We start from the raw sequence: 19,445 nt of genomic DNA on the forward strand, positions 1-19,445 counted from the left end.
TGTGCTTGCAGACCGCTAGCATGAGGTCATGCCCACCCTGTACATCCGTGACGTCCCCGACGACGTGGCCGAGACGCTCAAGCAGCGTGCGGCGGCCGACGGGCAGTCCCTGTCCGCTTACGTCGCCGGTGCGCTGCTTCGGCTTGCGGAACGCCCCACCAATGCCGAGGTCGTCGAGCGACTGCGGCAGGTGGACCGGACATTGGCCCCGGCCTCCGAGGAGATCGTCTCGACGCTGCACGAGAGCCGCCGGTGATCGTCGTCGATGCCTCGGCGATGGTCGAGGCGCTCGTGGGGCGTGCGCCGGACCCGCGACTCCTCGACGCCCTTGCCGGCGTGGTCGAGGCGCCGCAGCACCTGGACGTCGAGGTGCTGTCCGTCCTGCGGGGCCTGACGCTCGGGGCCAAGCTCCCGGCGGCACGCGCCGAGGAGGCACTCGGGGCCTATCTCGACCTCGACATCACAAGACGGGACGTGGCTCCCTTCGCCCGGAGGGTCTGGTCGCTGCGGCACCAGTACACGAGCTACGACGCGGCCTACCTGGCCCTGGCCGAGGGGCTCGACGCGCCGCTCTACACGTGCGACCGCAAGCTGGCAGCCGGCGGTCACACGGCCGAGGTGGTCGTGATCTAGGAGTGGTCTCGAGGGGCCTCGCTGGCGCTCGGCCCACCTCGACCCACGGGATCAGTCGGCCAGGGGCTTGGCGCCGCGCTCCTTGAGCATCTGGGTCATCGTCTCGACCTCGGTGGTCTGGCTGTTGATGATCGACTGGGCGAGGGTCTCGACGGCGTCATTCTGAGAGTTGTCACGCGCGGCCTCGGCCATCGGCACACCCGCCTTGTGGTGGCGGATCATCATCTGGAGGTAGTAGATGTCGGCCGCCTTGCCGCGCATCCCCTTCAGCTTGGTCATCTCGGCCTGGGTCGCCATGCCGGGCATCAGGCCGTCATCGCCGAGGGTCATCGTTGCGCCGTGCTCGTGGCCCAGGCCACGCATCCAGTCCATCTGCTTGCCGGGTCCGGTGGGCGAGAGCCCCCAGACCTGCAGCCAACCGGCCATCTGCCCCGACTGCGACTCCTGGGTGCGCGCGATGTCGTAGGCGAGGGAGCGCACCAACGAGTCGTCGGTGCGGTCGTAGATGATCCAGGACATCTCGACGGCCTGGTCGTGGTGCGTCTGCATGTCGCGGGCGAAGCCGGCGGCGACGCTGTCGTCACCAGGGAGGTCGTCCCCGCCGACGCGGCTGAGCGCCAGGCCGGCGACGAGACCGATCGCGAGCGCGACGACCGCGGCGAGGACGACCCGGGGGGTCACTTGACCAGGCTCGTCTCGGGGGTCACACCACCGGTGCAGGCCGCCCCGGGCTCGGGGGTCTGCTTGCCCTGCCGGTACTCCTTGATGAAGCCCTTGATCCGCGGGTCGTCAGCCGAGTCGACGCTCAGCTGGTTGCTCCAGGCCGACAGGACGATCTTGCCGGGCATCTTGCCCTCGTAGGGCGAGAGGATCGTGTAGGTGTCGGGCAGCGCGTCGTCCAGCTTCTTGACGTCGGCCTCAGGCAGGTCGGGGTCGTAGCCGATCCACACGGCGCCGTGCTCGAGGGAGTGGACGGCGTGCTCGTCGGGCACCGGCGTGTCGTAGGTGCCGCAGTTGAGCCACACGCCGTTGTGCTCGCCGCCCACGGGCGGCGACTCCTTGTAGTCGATCTTGCCCTCGACGTGGTTGCCGCCCGTGTAGTCGAAGGTCTTGACCCCCGACAGGTCTCCCGCGGCCCGGCGGTCGTCGCGCTCGCTGACGATGGCATAGCCCACGGTGCCAGCGATGAGTGCGATCACCACGGCTGCGGCACCTGCCAGGAGGAGGGAGCGGCGACGCTCGGCGGACTGGGCCTTCTTGCGTGCCTCGGCGAGCTTGACCTCGCGGGCGGACATCGACTTCTTGCTGCTCATGGGTCCCTCGGGGTAGGCGGGGGCGGAATTGCCGGGATTATTGCACCGTCAACTGAAGGTCTACTGAGGGTGCTCGCCACTAGTCTGACTGCATGCGTTCAGAGACGACGACCATCACCTCCCCGCAGGACGGGTTGCCACTCTTCGTGCGCACCTGGCAGCCCGACGGCGAGGCCAAGGGCGTCGTCCAGATGGCCCACGGGATGGCCGAGCACTCCGGGCGCTACGAGCGCTTCGCGCAGGCGCTCACCGACGCCGGCTACGCAGCGTGGATGCACGACCATCGCGGCCACGGCGAGACCTCGACCGAGCAGGAGGACCGCGGCTACTACGCCGACGACCACGGCTGGGACACGGCCGTCGACGACATGCACACCGTCGCGCAGGCCGCCCGTGAGGCCCACCCCGGCCTGCCCCTCTTCTTCTTCGGTCACTCGATGGGCTCGCTGCTCGGCCGTGACTACGTCACCCGCTACGGCCACGACCTCGCCGGCGCCGTCTTCAGCGGCACCGGCGGCGACCAGGGGCTGCTCGGCCGCGTCGGCGAGCTCGTCGCCAGGGCCGAGTCCCGGGTCCGCGGCCGCCGGGCGACCTCCCGCCTGATGAACTCCCTGACCTTCGGGTCCTTCAACAAGGCCTTCACGCCCGCGCGGACCGACTTCGACTGGCTCTCCCGCGACCCCGACGAGGTCCAGCGCTACATCGACGACGAACGCTGCGGCGAGGTCTTCACCGCCGGCTTCTTCGCCGACCTGCTGGGCGGGGTCAACTCCCTGCCGGCGCTCGCCGGCCGCACCCCCGTCGACCTGCCGGTCTTCTTCCTCTCCGGCTCCCAGGACCCCGTCGGTGGTGAGGCCGTGCGCAAGGTCGCTGGGTGGTACCGCGATGCCGGCGTCCGCGACGTGACCCTCGAGATCTATCCCGAGGGCCGGCACGAGCTGCTCAACGACACCGTCCGTGACGAGGTCACCGAGCGCATCATCGGCTGGCTCGACGAGCACCTGACGACGAAGGGGGCGTGAGTCCCGTGACCGAGGGCAAGCGCGATGCCCGCCGGGCCATCGAGGACCTCGAGCTCGACAAGCACCTCGCCCAAGCGGGCGCGGCGGCGGCCAAGCTCGCCCAGGACGCGGTGAGCGCCGCGGGCGGCTTCGCCGACGCCCACCGCGAGCAGGCGCACGAGTGGCTCGGCCACGCCGAGGGCGAGATCGACCGGGTGACCGGCGGCAAGGCCACCGACCTGCTGGGCAAGGTGCGCTCCGGCCTCGCGGCCGGCGTCGACCTCGTCGCCGACCAGCGGCCCGAGCCCGACGACCCTGCAGACCCCCCTTCGTCCTCCGCGTGACCCGTCGCCGACTCGGGGGGCTGCTGCTCCTGCTGGCGGCTCTGTACTTCGCCGGCGAGGCGTGGGCTCTCGCGGGCTGGCAGGGACGGCCCTACGACCTGACCGTCGACGCGATCAGCGCGCTCGGCGTGCCCTTCGAGATGCCCGACGGGGCGGTCTCGACTCGGCACGCGGCGATGAACGTGACCTTCATCGGCTCCGGCCTGCGGGCCCTGCTCGCGGGGTGGGCGCTGGCCCCCTTCGTCCCGCGATGGCGGTGGCTCGTGCTCCCGCTCGTCGCGGTCTACGCGCTCGGGCTGGTCCTCGTCGGCCTCTCGCCCGCCGGCGAGACCGTGCACGGGGCCGGCGCCCTCCTGGCCATCGGCGGCGGGTTCGTGCTCCTCGCGGCACTCACCGGCGCGCTGTGGCGCCATCGCGCGCTGGCCGTCTGGACCGTGGTGTGCACGGTGGTGTGCGGGCTCGGCTGGGTGCTCGCCCTCACCAACGCGGTCGGCTTCGGCACGGCCGAGCGGACGGCCGTCTACGCCGTGGTCGTGTGGCAGGTCGGCGCCGGCCTGGCCCTGCTCCTCGCCCGCGGTCGGGACTAGCCCCCGGGGGCGAAGGGGGGAGCTGGCGGTCCCGCCGCCAGCCCCTGCTCCGCGGCCGCCGTGCGCACCGCCTCGACGAAGAGGTCGATGGAAGGGCGCGGTGACGTCGTCGCCCGGTGCGCGATCGAGACGGTCCGCAGCACCGGCTCGTCGAGGGGGACGACATCGACCCCCGGCGGCAGCAACGTCAGGCCGAGGTCGGAGACGAGGGTGACGCCGAGGCCGCCGGCGATCATCGCCAAAGCGGTGAACTGCTCCTCGACCGTGTGTGCGATGCGCGGCTCGAAGCCGCGCTCGTGGCACCACACGCGCACCGCCCGGCCGAAGTGCGACCGGGGCCCGGCGAGGATCCACGGGAAGTCCGCGAGGTCGTGCAGACCCACGGTCTCGCCGACGACCGAGCCCTCGGGCACGGCGGCGTGCAGCCGCTCGACGGCGACGACCGAGCGCTGGAGGGCCGGGTCGGGGTCGATCGTGTGGCTCGAGTAGTCGATGACGAAGGACATGTCGAGCAGCCCGTCACGGACGGCGTCGGCCGTCTCCTCGGGCGCGAGCTCGCTCGTGCGCACCTCGATGCCGGGGTGGTCGAGGTGCAGCGCCGACAGCGCGCGAGGCAGCAGGCCGGAGGCGACCGAGGCCCACACGCCGACGCTCAGGCGCGCGGTGATGCCCGCCTGGGCCTGCTCGATCGCGGCGGTGGCGCGCTCGACCGAGCCGAGGATCTCCTCGGCGTGGTCGGACAGGAGCAGGCCGAGCTCGGTGAGCTGGACGCGGCGGCCGTGGCGCTCGATGAGCTTGACGCCGACCTCGCGCTCGAGCTGGGCGAGCTGCTGGGAGACGCCCGACGGGCTGTAGTGCAGGGCCTGGGCGGCAGCGGTCACCGTGCCGCGCCGGTGGAGCTCGCGCAGCATCTGCAGGCGTCGCAGGGACAACTCCATCCGCCCACAGTAGGCCGCGCGCCGCCGGTCGTGGGCGAGGCGGCGACCGTGCAGTGGGGGTGCACGATCCAGCGCACCTTCTGTAACTGGACGTGAAGCGGGTCACTCGCTGACGCTGGCCCTACTGCACCCCCTTTTCAGATTGGCGGTCATCACCATGACGGCGACCCACACCACCAACCCGGCCCACGACTTCGTCGACCGCGAGCCCGCCCACCAGATCACCTGGGTCGACCCGGTCACCGGTGCCCACGGCTACCTCGTCGTCCACACCCTCGTCGGGGGCATCGCCACCGGCGGCACCCGCATGCGGCCCGGCTGCACGATCAGCGAGGTCGGGGACCTGGCCCGGGGCATGGCCACCAAGACGGCGGCCTTCGGCCTGCCCGTCGGCGGGGCGAAGGGGGGAGTGGACTTCGACCCGAAGGACCCGCGGGCCTTCGGCGTCCTCACGCGCTTCTTCACCGAGATGCGTCCGTGGCTCGACGGCCGGTGGGTCACCGCCGAGGACCTCGGGGTGACCCAGCAGCTCATCGACGACGTCTTCGCCGAGGTGGGCCTCTCGCAGTCCTTCCACGCGGCCATCTCGCGCTCGCCGCAGCCCGAGGAGACCCTCGCGCGCGTGCAGGCCGGCCTCGAGGTCATGACCGACGACGGGTACCCGCTCGGTGACGTCATCGGCGGCTACGGCGTCGCCGAGGCCTGCCTGGGTGCGGCCGAGGGCTTCGGCTGGGCGATCCCGGAGACGACGATCGCGATCCAGGGCGTCGGCACCATGGGTGGCGGCGCGGCGTGGTACCTCCACGAGGCCGGCGCGCGGGTGACGGCGGTCGCCGACGCCCGCGGCACGCTCTGCGACCCGGCGGGCCTCGACGTCCCCGCGCTGCTCGACCTGCGCGACGAGTACGGCGAGATCGACCGGACCCGGGTGCCGGCCCACGTGCAGCAGCTGCCGCGCGAGGCGATCGTCGGCATCACTGCCGACATCTTCGTCCCGGCGGCGGTCTCCTACGCGATCCGCGAGGACAACGTGGACCAGGTGGCGGCGGGGGTCGTCGTCGAGGCGGCCAATGCCGCCACGACGTGGGGCGCCGAGGACGCGCTCGTCGCGCGTGGTGTCGTCGTCGTGCCCGACTTCATCGCCAACGCCGGTGCCGCCGCGTGGGCGTGGTGGCTGCTGCAGGGGCAGGTCGGCTGTGACCCGCAGGATTCCTTCGACCGGCTCTCGGCGGAGATGCGGGCCAAGGTCGCCGTGCTCGCCGAGCGGTGGACCTGCGACCGGATCCCCATGCGGCAGAGCGGGTTTGCCCTCGCGTCGAGCAACCTGCACGCGCTCGAGGGGGCGCAGATCGTCATCCCCTGAGGTGTCCTGGCCCGGCCGCGACTCTGCATTGCCCTACGGCAATGCAGAGTCCGGCATCCCGAGCCGCGCATTGCCGTAGGGCAATGCAGAGTCAGGAGGCGAAGGGGGTCAGGCGGGCGGCCGCACTTCTTCAAGGTCGTGCGGCCTCGCGCTTGTCGACGAGCCGGCTGACGGCATCGTCGAGGTGGGCCTGGAGGGCAGCCTTGGCCTTCGCAGGGGTGGCCTCGAGGATCGCCCCGCGCAGCTCCTCGTGCTCGTGGACCTGGGTCTCCAGGTCGCCGTAGGTCGTGCGCAGCTCGCCCAGGCACATGCGGGTCTCGACGAGCAGGGTGCGCATCGCGCGGATGAGGCGGGGGCTGCCCGAGGCCTCGACGAGCACCTCGTGGAAGTGCTGGTCCGCGTCGGAGACGGCGGGACCGTCCCCCTTCGCCGCGGCACGACGCATCCGGCGCAGGACGTCGTCGAGCTCGTCAGCCGTCTCCTCCCGCCGCGCTCCGTCGAGGACGACCTCGAGCGCGCCGCGCTCGATGACCGAGCGGGTGCGGTAGACGTCGAGCACGTCCTCGAGCGTCAGCTCGGTGACGAAGACGCCACGGTTGGTGATCGCGTGGAGCAGTCCCTCGGAGACCAGTCGCTGCATCGCCTCGCGCAGCGGGCCCCGCGAGACCTCGAATCGCCGCGCCAGGTCCGCCTCGCCGAGCTGCTCGCCCGGCTCGAGACGCCCGGCCATGATCGCGTCGCGCAGCTCGTCGGCGATGTACTCGACCGTCGACCGGCGCGGGTTGGGGCTGAGCTCACTGACGGGCATGGTCCTGCCTTCGTGGGGGGAGGCGTCGGGCGAAGAGGGCGCCGAGGTCCGGCGTCGTCGGCGTCGTCCCCGCGAGCCGCAGCGCCTGCCAGATCGTCACCTGGTTGGCGGTGAGGACCGGCTTGCCGAGGCGGGCCTCGAGCTCGGGGACCACCGCGAGGGTACGCATGGCGGTGTCGGGGACGAGGAGCGTCTCGGCAGCGGGGTGGTCGCGGGCGAGCGCCAGCTCGACGACCTGCTCGGGGGTGAGGTGGCCGACCTCGGCGGCGGTGTCGATGCCGGCGCTGCCCATCGCGACGACCTCGACGCCGGCGGCCGCGAGGTAGTCGACGAAGAGGCGGGCCACGTCGTCGGGATAGCTCGCCGCCACGGCGACCCGGGTCAGGCCGAGGTGGGCGAGGGCGTCGACAAAGGCGGCGCTCGTGCTCGACGCGGGCACCCCTGCGGCAGAGGCGAGCTGGTCGATCTGGTCGCGCGCTCCCTCCGGCCCGTAGACGAAGCTGCCTGACGTGCACGCCCACAGGACCGACTGCGGGCGGTGCTCAGCGAGCCGCGCGGCGCCCTCGGCCAGGCGGTCCGGGCGCCCGAGGTCGAGCAGCTCGGGGACGGCGTGCAGGTCGGTGCCGTAGACGTGGACGACGGGCAGGCGCACGCCGAGCAGGTCTGCGGCCCAGGGGTACTCGTCCTCGGCCGCGTGGTCGGGGTAGATGATGCCGGCCGTCGTCGGTGTGGTCGTGGCGGGTGTGCTCATGAGCCGAAGACCTCCCTCAGCCACCTGCCGGGCCCCATCATCGGTAGGCCCATCCGCGCCAGGCAGGCCCACACCGTCAGCTGGTTGGCGGTGAGCACCGGCTTGCCGAGCTCGCGCTCGAGTGGGTCGATGATGTCGTAGGTCGGCAGGTTGGTGCACGAGACGAAGATCGCCTCGGCCGCCGGGTCGTCGGCAGCCTCGACGAGCGCCGCGACGGTGCGGTAGTTGACCCGCCAGATGCCGCCGGCGAGACCCAGGTGCTGCTGGGTGACGACCTCGACGTCGAGCTCGCCGAGGAAGTCGACGAGCCGGTCGGTCAGCGGCTGGTCGTAGGGCGTGATGACCGAGATGCGTTGCAGCCCAAGGGTGGTCACCGCCTCCGCGAGAGCTCCGGAGGAGGTCAGCGCCTCGGGGGCGCCGGCCTCGCGGATCGCGTCGACGAGCGCGGTCTCGCCCTCACGACCGTGGATGAAGCTGCCCGAGCTGCACAGGTAGGCGACGACCTCGGGCTCGACCCCGAGCACGTCACGGGTGGCGTCCTGCAGGGCGCTCACCGACGAGACCCGCTGCGCCATCTCCAGGCTCACGGGCACCGGCTCGAAGGGGGTGCGCGCGAGGTGGAAGCTGACCTCCAACGGTGCCCACCGCCACAGCTCTCGCTCGAGGGCGAGGTCGAAGGGGGCGATGACCCCGATGCCGCGCTGGGCCAGCGACCCGTCGAGCTCCGCGCCGGTCAGGACCACGTGCGGACCTCCCTTCGCACCGGGATTGCCAGATTGTTGACAATCTAAGAACCCGCTCATACGTTGTCAACATGTCTCGCCAGCCCGTCGTCGTCGTGCTCCACGACGGCGAGATGCCCAGTGAGAGCTCGATGGCGCCGGTCGTGGAGCGGGCGCGCGAGGTGCGCTACGCCACCGCCGCCGAGCTGCCCGAGGCGATCGCCGGGGCCGACGTCCTCTTCGCCTACGACTTCTTCTCCAGCGCGATCCCCGACGCCTGGCCCGCCGCCGACGCGCTCGAGTGGATCCATGTCGCCTCGACCGGTGTCGACGCGATCCTCTCGCCCGAGCTGCGCGCGAGTGACGTCGTGCTCACCAACTCGCGCGGCGTCTTCGACGAGGCGATCGCCGAGTACGTGCTCGGGCAGGTGCTGAGCTTCGCCAAGGACCTGCCCCGCTCGTGGGAGCTACAGCAGGCGCGCCGCTGGGTGCACCGCGAGTCCGAGCGCGTCGCCGGCACGAGCGCCCTCGTCATCGGCACCGGCCAGATCGGCCGGGCCATCGCCCGGCTCCTGCGTGCCGCCGGCATCCGGGTCTCCGGCTCCGGGCGGCGGGCGCGCACCGACGACCCCGACTTCGGCACGGTCACGGCCCAGGAGGACCTGCACGAGGCCCTCGCGGGCGCCGACTGGGTCGTGTGCATCGCCCCGCTCACCGAGGCCACCCGCGGCATGCTCGACGGCGCCGCCTTCCGCGCGATGGCCGACCACGCCCGCCTGATCAACGTCGGCCGCGGCGAGTCGGTCGTCACCGACGACCTCGTCACCGCCCTGCGCGAGGGGGCCATCGCCGGGGCCGCCCTCGACGTCCTCGACACCGAGCCGCTGCCCGACGACCACCCCCTGTGGGACCTGCCCGACGTGCGCATCACCCCGCACAACTCGGGCGACTTCGTCGGGTGGCGTGACGCGCTCGTGCGCGTCTTCACCGACAACTTCGCCCGCTGGGTCGACGAGGAGCCGCTGCGCGACGTCGTCGACACCTCGCTGGGCTACGTACCGACCGACGGGAGCGCCCGATGACCCCCACCGAGATGACCGCCGTCGAGCTCGTCGCCGCCTACGGCGCCAAGGAGCTCTCGCCCGTCGAGGCGACCGAGGCGGTCCTGGCCCGGATCGACGAGGTCGACGGCGAGATCAACGCGATGTGCCTCGTCGACCGGGAGAGCGCCCTGGCGCAGGCCCGCGCGTCGGAGGCCCGGTGGCAGGCCGGCGCCCCCCAGGGGCTGCTCGACGGGGTCCCCACCTCGATGAAGGACATCTTCCTCACCAAGGGGTGGCCCACCCTTCGCGGCTCGAAGTCGATCGACCCCGACCAGACCTGGGACGTCGACGCCCCCGTCACCGCGCGGCTGCGCGAGGACGGCATGGTCTTCGTCGGCAAGAACACCACCCCCGAGATCGCCTGGAAGGGCGTCACCGACTCGCCCCTCACCGGCGTGACCCGCAACCCCCTCGACACCCGGATGACCGCAGGGGGGTCCTCCGGTGGTGCCGCCGCGATCGTCGCCGCCGGGATGGGCCCCGTCGCCGTCGGGACCGACGCCGGGGGCAGCATCCGCATCCCCGCCTCCTTCTGCGGGATCGTCGGCTTCAAGCCGACCCACGGGCGGGTGCCGATGTTCCCCGCCAGCCCCTTCGGGCCGCTCGCCCACGCGGGCCCGATGACGCGCACCGTCGAGGACGCGGCGCTGCTCATGGACATCATCTCGCTGCCCGACCACCGCGACCCGACGGCGCTCGCACCGCCGCGCGCGACCTTCCGCGGTGAGCTCGCCCGCGACCTCACCGGGCTGCACGTCGCCTACTCGCGAGACCTCGGGTGGGTCGACGTCGACCCGGAGGTCGCCGCGACCGTCGACGCCGCGGTGGCCAAGGTCGACGCCGCCGGGTTGCACGTCACCGCGACCGACCCGGGCTTCGACGACCCCTTCGACGCCTTCGAGCTGCTGTGGGGCGCCAGTGCGGCGACGCTGCTGCGGACGATGCCGGGCGCCCGCGACACGATCGACCCCGAGCTCGGCCGGGCCTGGGACCTGGGCGAGTCGGTGAGCGGCGTCGACGTCTTCGAGGCGCGTGCCGTCGCCGCACGGCTCGGCATCACGATGGGTGCCTTCCACGAGCAGCACAACCTGCTCATCACGCCGACGATGCCGATCCCCGCCTTCGAGGCCGGCCACGACGTCCCCCCGGGCAGCGGCATGACGCACTGGGCCCAGTGGACGCCCTTCACCTACCCCTTCAACATGACCCAGCAGCCGGCGATCAGCATCCCGTGCGGCACGACCTCGGCCGGCCTGCCGGTCGGCCTGCAGATCATCGGTCCGCGGCACTCCGACGACCTCGTCCTCGCCGCCGCGCGCTGGGTCGAGTCGGTCCTCGCCGGCTGACCCGGCCCGGCCCACGGCGGCTGCGGTCGTCACCCGTTTCTCGGGTCACCCGAGAAACCTCCCCTTCGCAAGGGTTTGAAACTCTTGTCAAGGACGGGTTTCTCGGGTGACCCGATATTCGTGAGGTCTGGGCGCGACGCCCTCAGGCCCGGGCGAAGACCAGCCGTTCGCCCTCGAAGCCTCGCCGCCACAGGTCGGTGCAGGCCGCTGCCATCTCGGCCAGGCCTTCCTCGATCGTCGCGAAGACCGACCCGGGTACCCAGCCGACGTCGCCGTTGATGAGCAGGTTGTTGCGGCCGTAGAAGATCGCCAGGTCGGTTGCCCCCTGGGCCGCGTGCGCCTCGGACCCGGGCTCGTAGCCGTAGGCCGGGTTGCCGATCTCCCAGGGCTCGAAGTCGAAGAGGCAAACGTCGCCGGGGATCGGGGTGACCGTGGGATTCTCGCGGTGCGGGGCGGCCGCGATCCGTGGCAGCAGTGTGTAGACCTCGTTGCGCGCGTACTTCGCGTGGAAGGCGTCACCGCCCGCGGGCAGCGCATCCCACACCGCGGCGCAGGTCAGGGGCGCCTCGTCGTCGAGCAGCCGCGCCCGGCACACCACGCCGCGCGACTCGAGGGCGATCGTGATGTACCGGGCCATGGCTCAGACCTCCGCCAGGACCTTGCCCCAGATCTCCAGGGCCTCGTCGACCTGCTCGGCGGTGACGACGAGCGGCGGGATCATCCGCACGACGTTCATGTGGGCGCCGCAGGTGAGCAGCAGCAGGCCCTTCTTGGCGGCCAGCTGCTGGGCCGCCTGGGCGCGGGCGGTGTCGGGCGTGCCGTCGGCGGCGGTGAACTCGCTGCCGACGAGCAGGCCGAGTCCGCGCACGTCGCCGATCCCGTCGACGGCGGCGGCCTTCGCACCCTCGAGCAGCTGGGTGCCGCGCTCGGCGGAGTTGGCGACCAAGCCCTCCTCCTCGATGACCTCGAGGGTGGCGACGGCCGCGGCGCACGCGACGGCATTGCCGCCGTAGGTGCCACCCTGCGAGCCCGGCCACGCCTTGCTCATCAGCTCCTCGCTCGCCGCGATGCCGGAGATCGGGAAGCCGGAGGCGATCCCCTTCGCCAGGGTGATGATGTCGGGCTGCACGTCGAAGTGCTCGTGACCGAACATCTTGCCGGTGCGGCCGAAGCCGGTCTGGACCTCGTCCATGACGAGGAGGATCCCGTGCCTGTCGGCCCGCTCGCGCAGCCCCTGGAAGAAGGCGGTGTTGCCGGGGATGTAGCCCCCTTCGCCGAGGACCGGCTCGACGATGAAGGCGGCGGTCTCCTGCGGTGAGGTGAGCGTCGCGAGGATGTAGTCGAGCTCCTTGAGGGCGAAGGCGGTGGCCTCCTCCTCGCTCCAGCCGTAGCGGTAGGCGGTGGGGAAGGGGGCGACGTGCACCCCGCCCATGAGCGGGGAGAAGCCGGCCGAGAAGCGGGTGCCGGAGGTCGTCATCGTCGCCGTCGCGACGGTGCGGCCGTGGAAGCCGCCGTGGAAGACGATGACATTGGGCCGGCCGGTCGCCTGGCGGGAGAGGCGGAGGGAGGCCTCGAGCGCCTCGCTGCCGGAGTTGGCGAAGAAGAGGCTGTCCAGGTGCGAAGGGAGGACCCCCTGCAGTTTGTCGACGAGGGCGAGCAGCGGCTGGTGCATGACCGTCGTGTACTGGCCGTGGATGAGCTTGCCGACCTGCTCCTGCGCGGCGGCGACGACCTTGGGGTGGCAGTGCCCGGTGCTCACGACGCCGATGCCGGCGGTGAAGTCGAGGTGGCGGTTGCCGTCGACGTCGAAGATCTCCGAGCCGAGGGCGTGGTCGATCGTCACGGGGGTGGCCTGCTTCAGCAGGGGGGACAGCGCTGTCATCGGGACCTCCGAGGTCGGGTTGTTCGTCTGATTGTTGACAATACGTCTACGGTTGGGGAGACGGCAAGGACGCTGACGAAGGAGCCTTCCATGACGATTACGGACACGCCAGAGGTCACCCGCGAGCAGGAGCGCGAGGCCATCGCCTCGGTGCCCACCGGCCTCTTCATCGGGGGCGAGTGGCGCACGACCCGCGCGACGATGCCGGTCGACGACCCGTCGACCGGCGAGCACCTCGTCGAGGTCGCCGACGCCGACCCCGACGAGGCCGCCGCGGCCCTTGACGCCGCCGTCGCGGCGCAGGCGGAGTGGGCGCAGGTGCCGCCCCGCGAGCGCAGCGAGATCCTCACCCGCGCCCGTGAGCTCATGCTCGCCGACGTCGACCGGCTCGCCCTGATCATGACCCTCGAGATGGGCAAGCCCCTGGCCGAGGCGAAGGGGGAGGTGGCCTACGCCGCCGAGTTCTTCCGCTGGTTCGCGGAGGAGGCCGTGCGCATCGACGGCGGCTTCATGACCGCGCCGGCGGGCGGCTCGCGCTTCCTCGTCGCCAAGCAGCCGGTCGGCCCGTGCATCCTCATCACCCCGTGGAACTTCCCCATGGCGATGGGCACCCGCAAGATCGGGCCGGCCATCGCCGCCGGGTGCACGTCGGTCATCAAGCCGGCGGCCGAGACCCCGCTGTCGACCCTCGCGCTCGCCGACATCCTCGTGCAGGCGGGCCTGCCCGCGGGCGTGGTCAACGTCGTGACGACGAGCAAGAGCGACGACGTCATGCGCCCGATGATCCTTGACCCGCGCTCGCGCAAGATCTCCTTCACCGGGTCGACGCCGGTCGGCAAGCACCTGCTCGAGCTCGCCGCGAAGACCGTCATGCGCACGTCGATGGAGCTCGGCGGCAATGCCCCCTTCCTCGTCTTCGACGACGCCGACCTCGACGTCGCCGTCGAGGGGGCCATGGCGGCGAAGATGCGCAACATCGGCCAGGCCTGCACCGCGGCCAACCGGATCCTCGTGCAGCGTCCGGTCGCTGAGGAGTTCGCCCGTCGCCTGGGGGAGCGGATGGGCGCGCTGCCGATGGGCCGCGGTGTCGAGGACGGCGTCGTCGTCGGCCCGCTCGTCAACCAGAAGGCGGTCGACAAGGTCGACGAGCTCGTCCGCGATGCGCTCGACCGCGGGGCGACCGCGCAGCTCGGCGGCGCCCCCGCGGACCGTGACGGCTACTTCTACCCGGCGACCGTGCTCACCGGCGTGCCGGCGGAGGCCGAGATGGGCAGCGCCGAGATCTTCGGCCCGGTCGCGGCGATCACCGAGTTCGACACCGAGGAGGAGGCGATCGCACTGGCCAACGACACCCCCTTCGGCCTGATCTCCTATGTCTTCACGCAGGGCCTCGACCGCGGGCTGCGGGTGAGCGAGGCGCTCGAGGCCGGCATGGTCGGACTGAACCAGGGCGTCGTCTCCAACCCGGCCGCCCCCTTCGGTGGGATCAAGGAGTCCGGCGTCGGCCGCGAGGGCGGCTTCACCGGCATCGACGAGTTCCTCGAGACGAAGTACATCGGCGTGCGGATGGCCTGACGCCCCACCAGCCTCCCGATTTCCGGGTCACCCGAGAAACCGCCGCTTCGCAAGGGTTTCAAACCCTTGCGAAGCGGCAGTTTCTCTTGCTGAGTGGCGGATCAGGCCCGCAGGTCGGTCGCGCTCTCCCCGTGCTCGGCGAAGTCCTCGGCGGTCACCGGGCCCTGGGCGGGCTGGGTGATCCGCACGGGGTTGCCAAAGGGGTCCCGCAGCGCGCAGTCGATGCCGTAGGGGCGCTCGGTCGGCTCCTCGGTGAACTCCACCCCCTTCGCCCGCAGGTCCTCGTAGGTGGCCCGGCAGTCGTCGGTCGTGAGGATGGCGGCGGCTCCGAGCGCGCCCTTGGTGAGCAGGTCCAGCAGCTGCGCCGCGGTCTCCTCGTCGACGAAGGGGGCGCCCGGCACCTCCAGCATGATCTGCCGGTCGGGCTGGGCGGGCAGCGCGATGGTGAGCCAGCGCATGAAGCCCAGGTCGACGTCGGCACTCACCTCGAGGCCAAGCTTGCCGCAGTAGAAGTCGAGCGCCTGGTCCTGGTCGAGGACGTAGACGGAGTGGTGGCTGATCCCTGTGAACATGGCTCCAACCTAGGGACGCGGCGGCTGGGGCGCTTCTCCGAAACTGCTCGGTCTCGTCCACCGCGTCACCACGCACCCCGGCGCGGCGATCGGTGCCTCGTCGCGGAAGTCGCTCGGCGTGCGCCCAGTGACCCGACGGAAGGTCCGGCTGAAGGTTCCGAGGCTGTCGTAGCCGACGGCCAGCGCCACCTCGGTGACGCTCCGGTCGTGGTCGCGCAGCAGGGTCATCGCCCGCTCGATCCGCCGCCGCTGCAGGTAGCGGTGCGGCGTCTCGCCGAAGGTCGCCGCGAACTGCCGGGAGAAGTGCGCCGGCGACATCAGCGCAACCCCCGCGAGCGAAGGGATGTCCAGCTCGCTCGCGTAGTCGCGGTCCATGGCGTCCCGTGCTCGCAGCAGGCGGCGGTTCTGGTCCTCCCGCGGGGTCATGGTCACCCCTCGACGCTAGCGACTCCCGCTGGTCGAGGTGCTGGGTCCCGCGCGCAGCGTGGGCGGGCCCCTGCCTGCTCAACTACCGACGCGCGGTGCGGCGGTCGGCCGTCAGTAGGCTCTGCGGTCCCTTGAGGCTTCGAAGATGCGTCGGTCGAGGTTGGTGTTCCAGATCCTTCGGTTCCCACTGGGGCGAAGGCTGCCAAGTCGAAGAGCAGCTGCCCGGTCATCCCAGGTCAGCGTCTCGATCGCTGCAACCGCTGTGGGGTCGATGCCGCGCATGTCGTAGATCTCGTCGAGCACCGGTACGAGGTCCGTGTCTCGTGACGCGAGGAGCACCACGTCGATGGTCGGTTGTACAGCGAGTCGGACCGCCCTGACTGCGCAAGCAACGTCGATACCCTTCTCTCGACCGCGACCCTTAGGTGTCGTCTTGCCGTTGATGTCCTTGATCGGCCTGCCGCTTGCATCGCGTTCGTAGTCGTACTTCAGGTCGCGGAGGTAGACCTCGGCTCCCTGGCTCCGCCACTGTTCAGCTTGGGCAGTGCACCTGGCGTTCTGTTCGCGCTCGTGATCGGTGTGAGGCAGTCCACGGGCGACGAAAACCTTGACGACTGTTGCGTGCGGGTGCCCCTTGCGCTGCCGCTTGTTGCGCTCTTGTACGGCGGCCCGAGCAAACAGGCTGGGGTCGATCAACGCGACCTGTGGCGGTTGGCCAGGCTCGAATATGTCTCTCGCGGTCAGGTGGACGTTTTGATAGTCGATCACCACGGCAGCGCGCAGCTTGGGCGGCTCGGGCAGCATCGATGACCCCCTCGTCTGAGAAAAAAATCCCCGCCAACCCGTGGAGGGCGGCGGGGAGCAACACGCACAACCTAGTTGAGCTGAACCGGGCTGGCAAGAGCATCGTCTGTGATCTCTCACGCGTCGTCTTCGCTCCCTGGGGAGGCTGTCCACGGCCGTCTCGAAGGGGAGAGCACGGCACGATGGACCCCATGACCCTCCAGCACATCGCCCTCGAGTCCGACTGGCAGGCAGCGCAGGCCACGGGCAGCTATCCGGTCTCGACGATCGGCCGGACGATCGCGCAGGAGGGCTTCATGCACTGCAGCGGGTCGCCGGAGCAGCTCGACGGGGTGCTCGCCCGCTTCTACGCCGACGTCGCCGAGCCGCTCCTCGCCCTGACGATCGACGAGCGGGCCCTCGACGAGTACGGCCTCGACGTCCGCTACGAGCCGGCGGTGGCCGGTGGCGACGAGCTCTTCCCGCACGTCTACGGCGGTGACCTGCCGGTCGGGTGCGTCAGCCAGGTCGGCGCCCTGCGCCTCTGACGAACGGGGCGTGTCAGCCCGGGTCTGCGGAATTGTCGCCTGACCCCTCGAGGAAGCGCTCGAGCAGGTCGGCGAGCTGCGCCTGCTCACGGGGGGTGAGTGCCTGATCGAGGGCTTGTTGCTGGGTGGCGACGTGAGTGGCCACGGCCGCGTCGACGACCTCGAGGCCGGCCTCGGTGAGGCGCACCCGCACACTCCGCCGATTGTCCGGGTCCGTGGCGCGCTCCAGCAGGCCCCGGTCCTCGAGGCGCTGCAGACGGTTGGTCATCGCGGCGCCGCTGACCATGGCACTGCGCGCAAGCTGGCCAGGGGTCAGTGTGTGGGGGGCTCCTGACCGGCGCAGGGTCGCGAGGGTGTCGAACTCGCCCGACTGGATCCCGTGCTCCCGGAAGTTTTCGGACACGGCGCGGCCGAGGATCTCCCCAGCCCGAGAGATGCGCCCGACGACGCCCATGGACGAGACATCCAGATCGGGCCGCACGGCGGCCCACTGAGCCAAGTAGTCGCTGACGCGGTCGGCCATAGGACACTTCCTTCGACGTCTAAGTGTTTGACGCCAACCTTAGGCCATGATTCTCTTAACGCATGAAACAATTAGATGTCGAAACATTAACAGACCCCACGTGACGGCCATCGCGCCCGTCACGTGGGGGACGACCTACCTCGTGACCACCGAACTGCTGCCGTCGGGCCACCCCCTGTGGTCGGGAGAGCTACGAGCCCTCCCTGCCGGCCTCATCGCGCTCGCGCTCGGGCGGACGCTGCCGACCGGGGCGTGGTGGTGGCGGTCGGTCGTGCTCGGCACGCTGAACATCGGTGCCTTCTTCCCGCTGCTCTTCCTCGCGGCCTACACCCTCCCTGGCGGGGTGGCTGGCATCTTCGGGGCGGCCGGTCCCCTCATCGTCGCCCTCCTCGCCCTGGCCCTGCTCGGTGAGCGGGTCACGGCGCGGCGGATCGTCTGGGGTCTGCTCGCGGTCCTCGGCGTGACCGCCATGGTGCTCGGTCCCGAGCGAGGACTCGACCCGGTGGGCGTCGCAGCGGGTGCCGGGAGTGCGGCGTCGATGGCGCTGGGCACCGTGCTTTCCAAGCGGTGGGCGCCGCCGGTCGGGGCCGTCGCCTTCACCGGGTGGCAGCTGACGGGCGGGGGGCTGGTGATGCTGCCGCTCACGCTCGGGGTCGAAGGGGCACCCCCGCCGCTCGACGCCATGGCGCTCCTCGGCTACGGCTGGCTGGCCCTGGTCGGCGGTCTGCTGGCCTACGTACTGTGGTTCCGCGGGATCGGGCGGATGCCAGCGGGCGTGGCCTCGTTCCTGCCGATCCTCTCGCCGCTCGTCGCCGCCGCACTCGGCTGGGCGGTGCTGGGTGAAGGCCTCACCCCGGTGCAGGCCGTGGGCTTCGCCCTCGCACTCGTGGCGGTGGTCGCGGCTCAGTGGCGGCCCCGTGCTGCGCGTCCCCCGCGGGTGGTCGCGGCATGAGGGTCCTGGTCATCGGTGGGTCGGGTGCGGCAGGGTCGTGTGTCGTTGCTGAGGCGGTGCGGCGCGGACATGACGTGGTTGCCGCAGCCCGCTCACCCAGACCCGGGGTTGGACCGGCTCGGATCGTTCGTCTCGACGTCACCGACACCGCGGCCGTCGTGGCGGCCGCGCAGGGCGTCGACGTCATCGTCGGCGCCACCCGACCGGCACCGGGTGGCGAGGGTGCCGTCGTGGAAATGACGATCTCGCTCGCCGAGGCAGCGGCCCGTGCTGATGCGCGTCTGGTCGTCATCGGGGGCGCCGCCCCACTGCGGGTGCCGGGGACGAGGCGGCGAGCCATGGACGACCCTCGGTGGGTTCCGGCGGAGTTCCGCCGGATCGCAGAGGCCAGCGCGCAACAACTCGACCTGCTCGGAACGGCCGACCCCGAGCCGGAATGGACCTACCTCGCTCCGGCGGCGGACTTCCGACCCGGCGGTGCCCGCGGCACGTACCGCCAACACGTGGGGAGCCGCTGCGAGGCGGACCTCGTCGTGGCTGCTGATGGCACCTCCCGGATCGCGATGGAGGACTTCGCCCTGGCGGTATGCGACGAGATCGAGCAGCCGCGTGTGTCTCGCGGGGTCGTTGCCGTGGGGTGGTGACGAAGGGGGTGTGTCGCGCGGCAGTTCACCGCTCGGTTGGGCCGCAATGCCCATGAACTCGTTGCCGCGGACGCGACCTGCCGCGCGACACGCCCGCCTCAAGCGCGAACGATGGGCGCGGTGGTCGCCTCGGTCGCCGCGATCAGGTCGGCCGGTGCGAGCTCCAGGTCCAGACCACGGCGCCCCCCGCTGACGAGGATGCTCCCGTGCTCGAGGGCAGAGTCGTCCACGACCGTGCGAAGGGAGCGCTTCTGCCCGATCGGGCTGATCCCGCCGACGACGTACCCGGTGGTGCGCTCGGCGAGCGCGGCGTCGGCCATGGTCGCCATCTTCGCGCCGACCGCGGCCGCGAGTGCCTTGAGGTCGAGCTGCCCGGTCACGGGCACGATCCCGACGACGAGGCCGTGGTCCCGCGGCAGGTCGGTCTGGGCGAGGAGGGTCTTGAAGACCCGCTCTGGCTCGACGCCGAGTGCCTCCGCCGCCTCGAGCCCGTAGGAATCCGCCCGCGGGTCGTGCTCGTACGGGCGCTCGGTGAACCCGATGCCCGCGGCCGTCAGCGCCCGCGTCGCCGGGGTGGCCCCGGCCCCCTTCGCTCGCTTGCTCATGGGGTCAGCCTGCCAGCGACGGCTCC

General features: G+C 71.5%; 25 protein-coding genes. 12 read left to right on the forward strand and 13 right to left on the reverse strand.

The features are described 5' to 3' along the window. Positions 1-28 precede the first annotated feature (28 nt). Both B9B60_RS02015 and B9B60_RS02020 read left to right on the forward strand, forming a co-directional pair. Positions 29-256 carry a FitA-like ribbon-helix-helix domain-containing protein gene (locus B9B60_RS02015; protein WP_084449641.1) on the forward strand — a complete coding sequence of 76 codons (228 nt, stop codon included), beginning with the start codon at positions 29-31 and terminating at the stop codon, positions 254-256. Next, positions 253-633, forward strand: a complete 381-nt coding sequence (locus B9B60_RS02020; RefSeq protein ID WP_072625875.1) for a type II toxin-antitoxin system VapC family toxin — start codon at positions 253-255, stop codon at positions 631-633. Before B9B60_RS02015 ends, B9B60_RS02020 begins: the two co-directional genes overlap by 4 nt. Positions 634-684: 51 nt before the next feature. On the opposite strand, the gene B9B60_RS02025 is transcribed toward B9B60_RS02020, so the two are convergent. Together B9B60_RS02025 and B9B60_RS02030 are read right to left on the reverse strand one after the other, a co-directional pair. After that, positions 685-1,314 (reverse strand): DUF305 domain-containing protein, encoded by a 630-nt coding sequence (locus tag B9B60_RS02025; RefSeq protein WP_084449642.1) that lies wholly within the window; start codon positions 1,312-1,314, stop codon positions 685-687. Further along, complete coding sequence (locus B9B60_RS02030) at positions 1,311-1,946, reverse strand: DUF3105 domain-containing protein (protein WP_072625873.1); 636 nt, start codon at positions 1,944-1,946, stop codon at positions 1,311-1,313. The genes B9B60_RS02025 and B9B60_RS02030 overlap by 4 nt, the downstream gene beginning before the upstream one ends. Before the next feature lie 92 nt (positions 1,947-2,038). Here B9B60_RS02030 and B9B60_RS02035 point away from each other — a divergent pair, with 92 nt between their 5' ends. Genes B9B60_RS02035 through B9B60_RS02040 form a run of 3 tightly spaced genes read left to right on the forward strand, consistent with a single transcriptional unit; the run spans position 2,039 to position 3,878 of the window. Continuing rightward, complete coding sequence (locus tag B9B60_RS02035; RefSeq protein WP_072625872.1) at positions 2,039-2,968, forward strand: alpha/beta hydrolase; 930 nt, start codon at positions 2,039-2,041, stop codon at positions 2,966-2,968. Continuing rightward, positions 2,965-3,291: a hypothetical protein gene (locus B9B60_RS17420; RefSeq protein ID WP_159451129.1), complete on the forward strand. Its 327-nt coding sequence runs from the start codon at positions 2,965-2,967 to the stop codon at positions 3,289-3,291. The genes B9B60_RS02035 and B9B60_RS17420 overlap by 4 nt, the downstream gene beginning before the upstream one ends. Continuing rightward, a complete protein-coding gene (locus B9B60_RS02040) occupies positions 3,288-3,878 on the forward strand; it encodes a DUF998 domain-containing protein (protein ID WP_072625870.1) in 591 nt (196 codons plus the stop codon). The genes B9B60_RS17420 and B9B60_RS02040 overlap by 4 nt, the downstream gene beginning before the upstream one ends. Here B9B60_RS02040 and B9B60_RS02045 read toward each other — a convergent pair. After that, entirely contained in the window at positions 3,875-4,816 is a 942-nt protein-coding gene (locus B9B60_RS02045; protein ID WP_072625869.1) for a LysR family transcriptional regulator, read from the reverse strand. The two genes, B9B60_RS02040 and B9B60_RS02045, sit on opposite strands and share 4 nt — an antisense overlap. Positions 4,817-4,973: 157 nt before the next feature. Between B9B60_RS02045 and B9B60_RS02050 the strand changes: the two genes are divergently transcribed. Beyond that, positions 4,974-6,179, forward strand: coding sequence for a Glu/Leu/Phe/Val dehydrogenase dimerization domain-containing protein (locus B9B60_RS02050; RefSeq protein ID WP_084449643.1), 1,206 nt, complete (start codon positions 4,974-4,976; stop codon positions 6,177-6,179). 130 nt (positions 6,180-6,309) lie between these two features. Here B9B60_RS02050 and B9B60_RS02055 read toward each other — a convergent pair whose 3' ends face one another. Genes B9B60_RS02055 through B9B60_RS02065 form a run of 3 tightly spaced genes read right to left on the reverse strand, consistent with a single transcriptional unit; the run spans position 6,310 to position 8,481 of the window. Then, positions 6,310-6,987 (reverse strand): GntR family transcriptional regulator, encoded by a 678-nt coding sequence (locus tag B9B60_RS02055; RefSeq protein ID WP_084449644.1) that lies wholly within the window; start codon positions 6,985-6,987, stop codon positions 6,310-6,312. After that, positions 6,974-7,738 (reverse strand): maleate cis-trans isomerase family protein, encoded by a 765-nt coding sequence (locus tag B9B60_RS02060; protein ID WP_084449645.1) that lies wholly within the window; start codon positions 7,736-7,738, stop codon positions 6,974-6,976. The genes B9B60_RS02055 and B9B60_RS02060 overlap by 14 nt, the downstream gene beginning before the upstream one ends. Beyond that, positions 7,735-8,481 carry a maleate cis-trans isomerase family protein gene (locus B9B60_RS02065; protein ID WP_084449646.1) on the reverse strand — a complete coding sequence of 249 codons (747 nt, stop codon included), beginning with the start codon at positions 8,479-8,481 and terminating at the stop codon, positions 7,735-7,737. The genes B9B60_RS02060 and B9B60_RS02065 overlap by 4 nt, the downstream gene beginning before the upstream one ends. A 71-nt stretch (positions 8,482-8,552) precedes the next feature. Between B9B60_RS02065 and B9B60_RS02070 the strand changes: the two genes are divergently transcribed. After that, complete coding sequence (locus B9B60_RS02070) at positions 8,553-9,542, forward strand: D-2-hydroxyacid dehydrogenase (RefSeq protein WP_084449647.1); 990 nt, start codon at positions 8,553-8,555, stop codon at positions 9,540-9,542. Continuing rightward, a complete protein-coding gene (locus tag B9B60_RS02075; protein WP_084449648.1) occupies positions 9,539-10,909 on the forward strand; it encodes an amidase in 1,371 nt (456 codons plus the stop codon). Before B9B60_RS02070 ends, B9B60_RS02075 begins: the two co-directional genes overlap by 4 nt. Positions 10,910-11,051: 142 nt before the next feature. On the opposite strand, the gene B9B60_RS02080 is transcribed toward B9B60_RS02075, so the two are convergent. Together B9B60_RS02080 and B9B60_RS02085 are read right to left on the reverse strand one after the other, a co-directional pair. Beyond that, entirely contained in the window at positions 11,052-11,546 is a 495-nt protein-coding gene (locus tag B9B60_RS02080; RefSeq protein WP_084449649.1) for a DUF3830 family protein, read from the reverse strand. Positions 11,547-11,549: 3 nt separating this feature from the next. Next, the gene (locus B9B60_RS02085) at positions 11,550-12,791 is read right to left on the reverse strand and encodes an aspartate aminotransferase family protein (protein WP_084449650.1); all 1,242 of its coding nucleotides are present in this window, start codon (positions 12,789-12,791) and stop codon (positions 11,550-11,552) included. Positions 12,792-12,881: 90 nt separating this feature from the next. On the opposite strand from B9B60_RS02085, the gene B9B60_RS02090 reads away from it, so the two are divergent. Further along, positions 12,882-14,366 (forward strand): NAD-dependent succinate-semialdehyde dehydrogenase, encoded by a 1,485-nt coding sequence (locus B9B60_RS02090; RefSeq protein ID WP_084449651.1) that lies wholly within the window; start codon positions 12,882-12,884, stop codon positions 14,364-14,366. 101 nt (positions 14,367-14,467) lie between these two features. Here B9B60_RS02090 and B9B60_RS02095 read toward each other — a convergent pair whose 3' ends face one another. The 3 genes from B9B60_RS02095 to B9B60_RS02105 all read right to left on the reverse strand — a co-directional run bounded on the left by B9B60_RS02095 (position 14,468) and on the right by B9B60_RS02105 (position 16,168). Then, entirely contained in the window at positions 14,468-14,938 is a 471-nt protein-coding gene (locus B9B60_RS02095) for a VOC family protein (RefSeq protein WP_084449652.1), read from the reverse strand. 9 nt (positions 14,939-14,947) lie between these two features. Next, positions 14,948-15,364 (reverse strand): helix-turn-helix transcriptional regulator, encoded by a 417-nt coding sequence (locus tag B9B60_RS02100; RefSeq protein ID WP_084449653.1) that lies wholly within the window; start codon positions 15,362-15,364, stop codon positions 14,948-14,950. 111 nt (positions 15,365-15,475) lie between these two features. Beyond that, positions 15,476-16,168, reverse strand: coding sequence for an NYN domain-containing protein (locus tag B9B60_RS02105; protein ID WP_084449654.1), 693 nt, complete (start codon positions 16,166-16,168; stop codon positions 15,476-15,478). 191 nt (positions 16,169-16,359) lie between these two features. Between B9B60_RS02105 and B9B60_RS02110 the strand changes: the two genes are divergently transcribed. Next, positions 16,360-16,695: a DUF952 domain-containing protein gene (locus tag B9B60_RS02110; protein ID WP_084449655.1), complete on the forward strand. Its 336-nt coding sequence runs from the start codon at positions 16,360-16,362 to the stop codon at positions 16,693-16,695. A gap of 13 nt (positions 16,696-16,708) precedes the next feature. On the opposite strand, the gene B9B60_RS02115 is transcribed toward B9B60_RS02110, so the two are convergent. Beyond that, positions 16,709-17,218: a MarR family winged helix-turn-helix transcriptional regulator gene (locus B9B60_RS02115; RefSeq protein ID WP_084449656.1), complete on the reverse strand. Its 510-nt coding sequence runs from the start codon at positions 17,216-17,218 to the stop codon at positions 16,709-16,711. A gap of 100 nt (positions 17,219-17,318) precedes the next feature. On the opposite strand from B9B60_RS02115, the gene B9B60_RS02120 reads away from it, so the two are divergent. Together B9B60_RS02120 and B9B60_RS02125 are read left to right on the forward strand one after the other, a co-directional pair. Beyond that, a complete protein-coding gene (locus tag B9B60_RS02120; RefSeq protein WP_234993699.1) occupies positions 17,319-18,170 on the forward strand; it encodes an EamA family transporter in 852 nt (283 codons plus the stop codon). Then, entirely contained in the window at positions 18,167-18,814 is a 648-nt protein-coding gene (locus B9B60_RS02125) for an NAD(P)-dependent oxidoreductase (protein ID WP_084449885.1), read from the forward strand. Before B9B60_RS02120 ends, B9B60_RS02125 begins: the two co-directional genes overlap by 4 nt. A 98-nt stretch (positions 18,815-18,912) precedes the next feature. Here B9B60_RS02125 and ybaK read toward each other — a convergent pair whose 3' ends face one another. After that, positions 18,913-19,419 carry a Cys-tRNA(Pro) deacylase gene (gene ybaK, locus B9B60_RS02130; RefSeq protein ID WP_084449658.1) on the reverse strand — a complete coding sequence of 169 codons (507 nt, stop codon included), beginning with the start codon at positions 19,417-19,419 and terminating at the stop codon, positions 18,913-18,915. Positions 19,420-19,445 lie beyond the last annotated feature (26 nt).

The sequence above is a fragment of the Janibacter indicus genome, assembly GCF_900176385.1.
Lineage (GTDB): Bacteria > Actinomycetota > Actinomycetes > Actinomycetales > Dermatophilaceae > Janibacter > Janibacter indicus.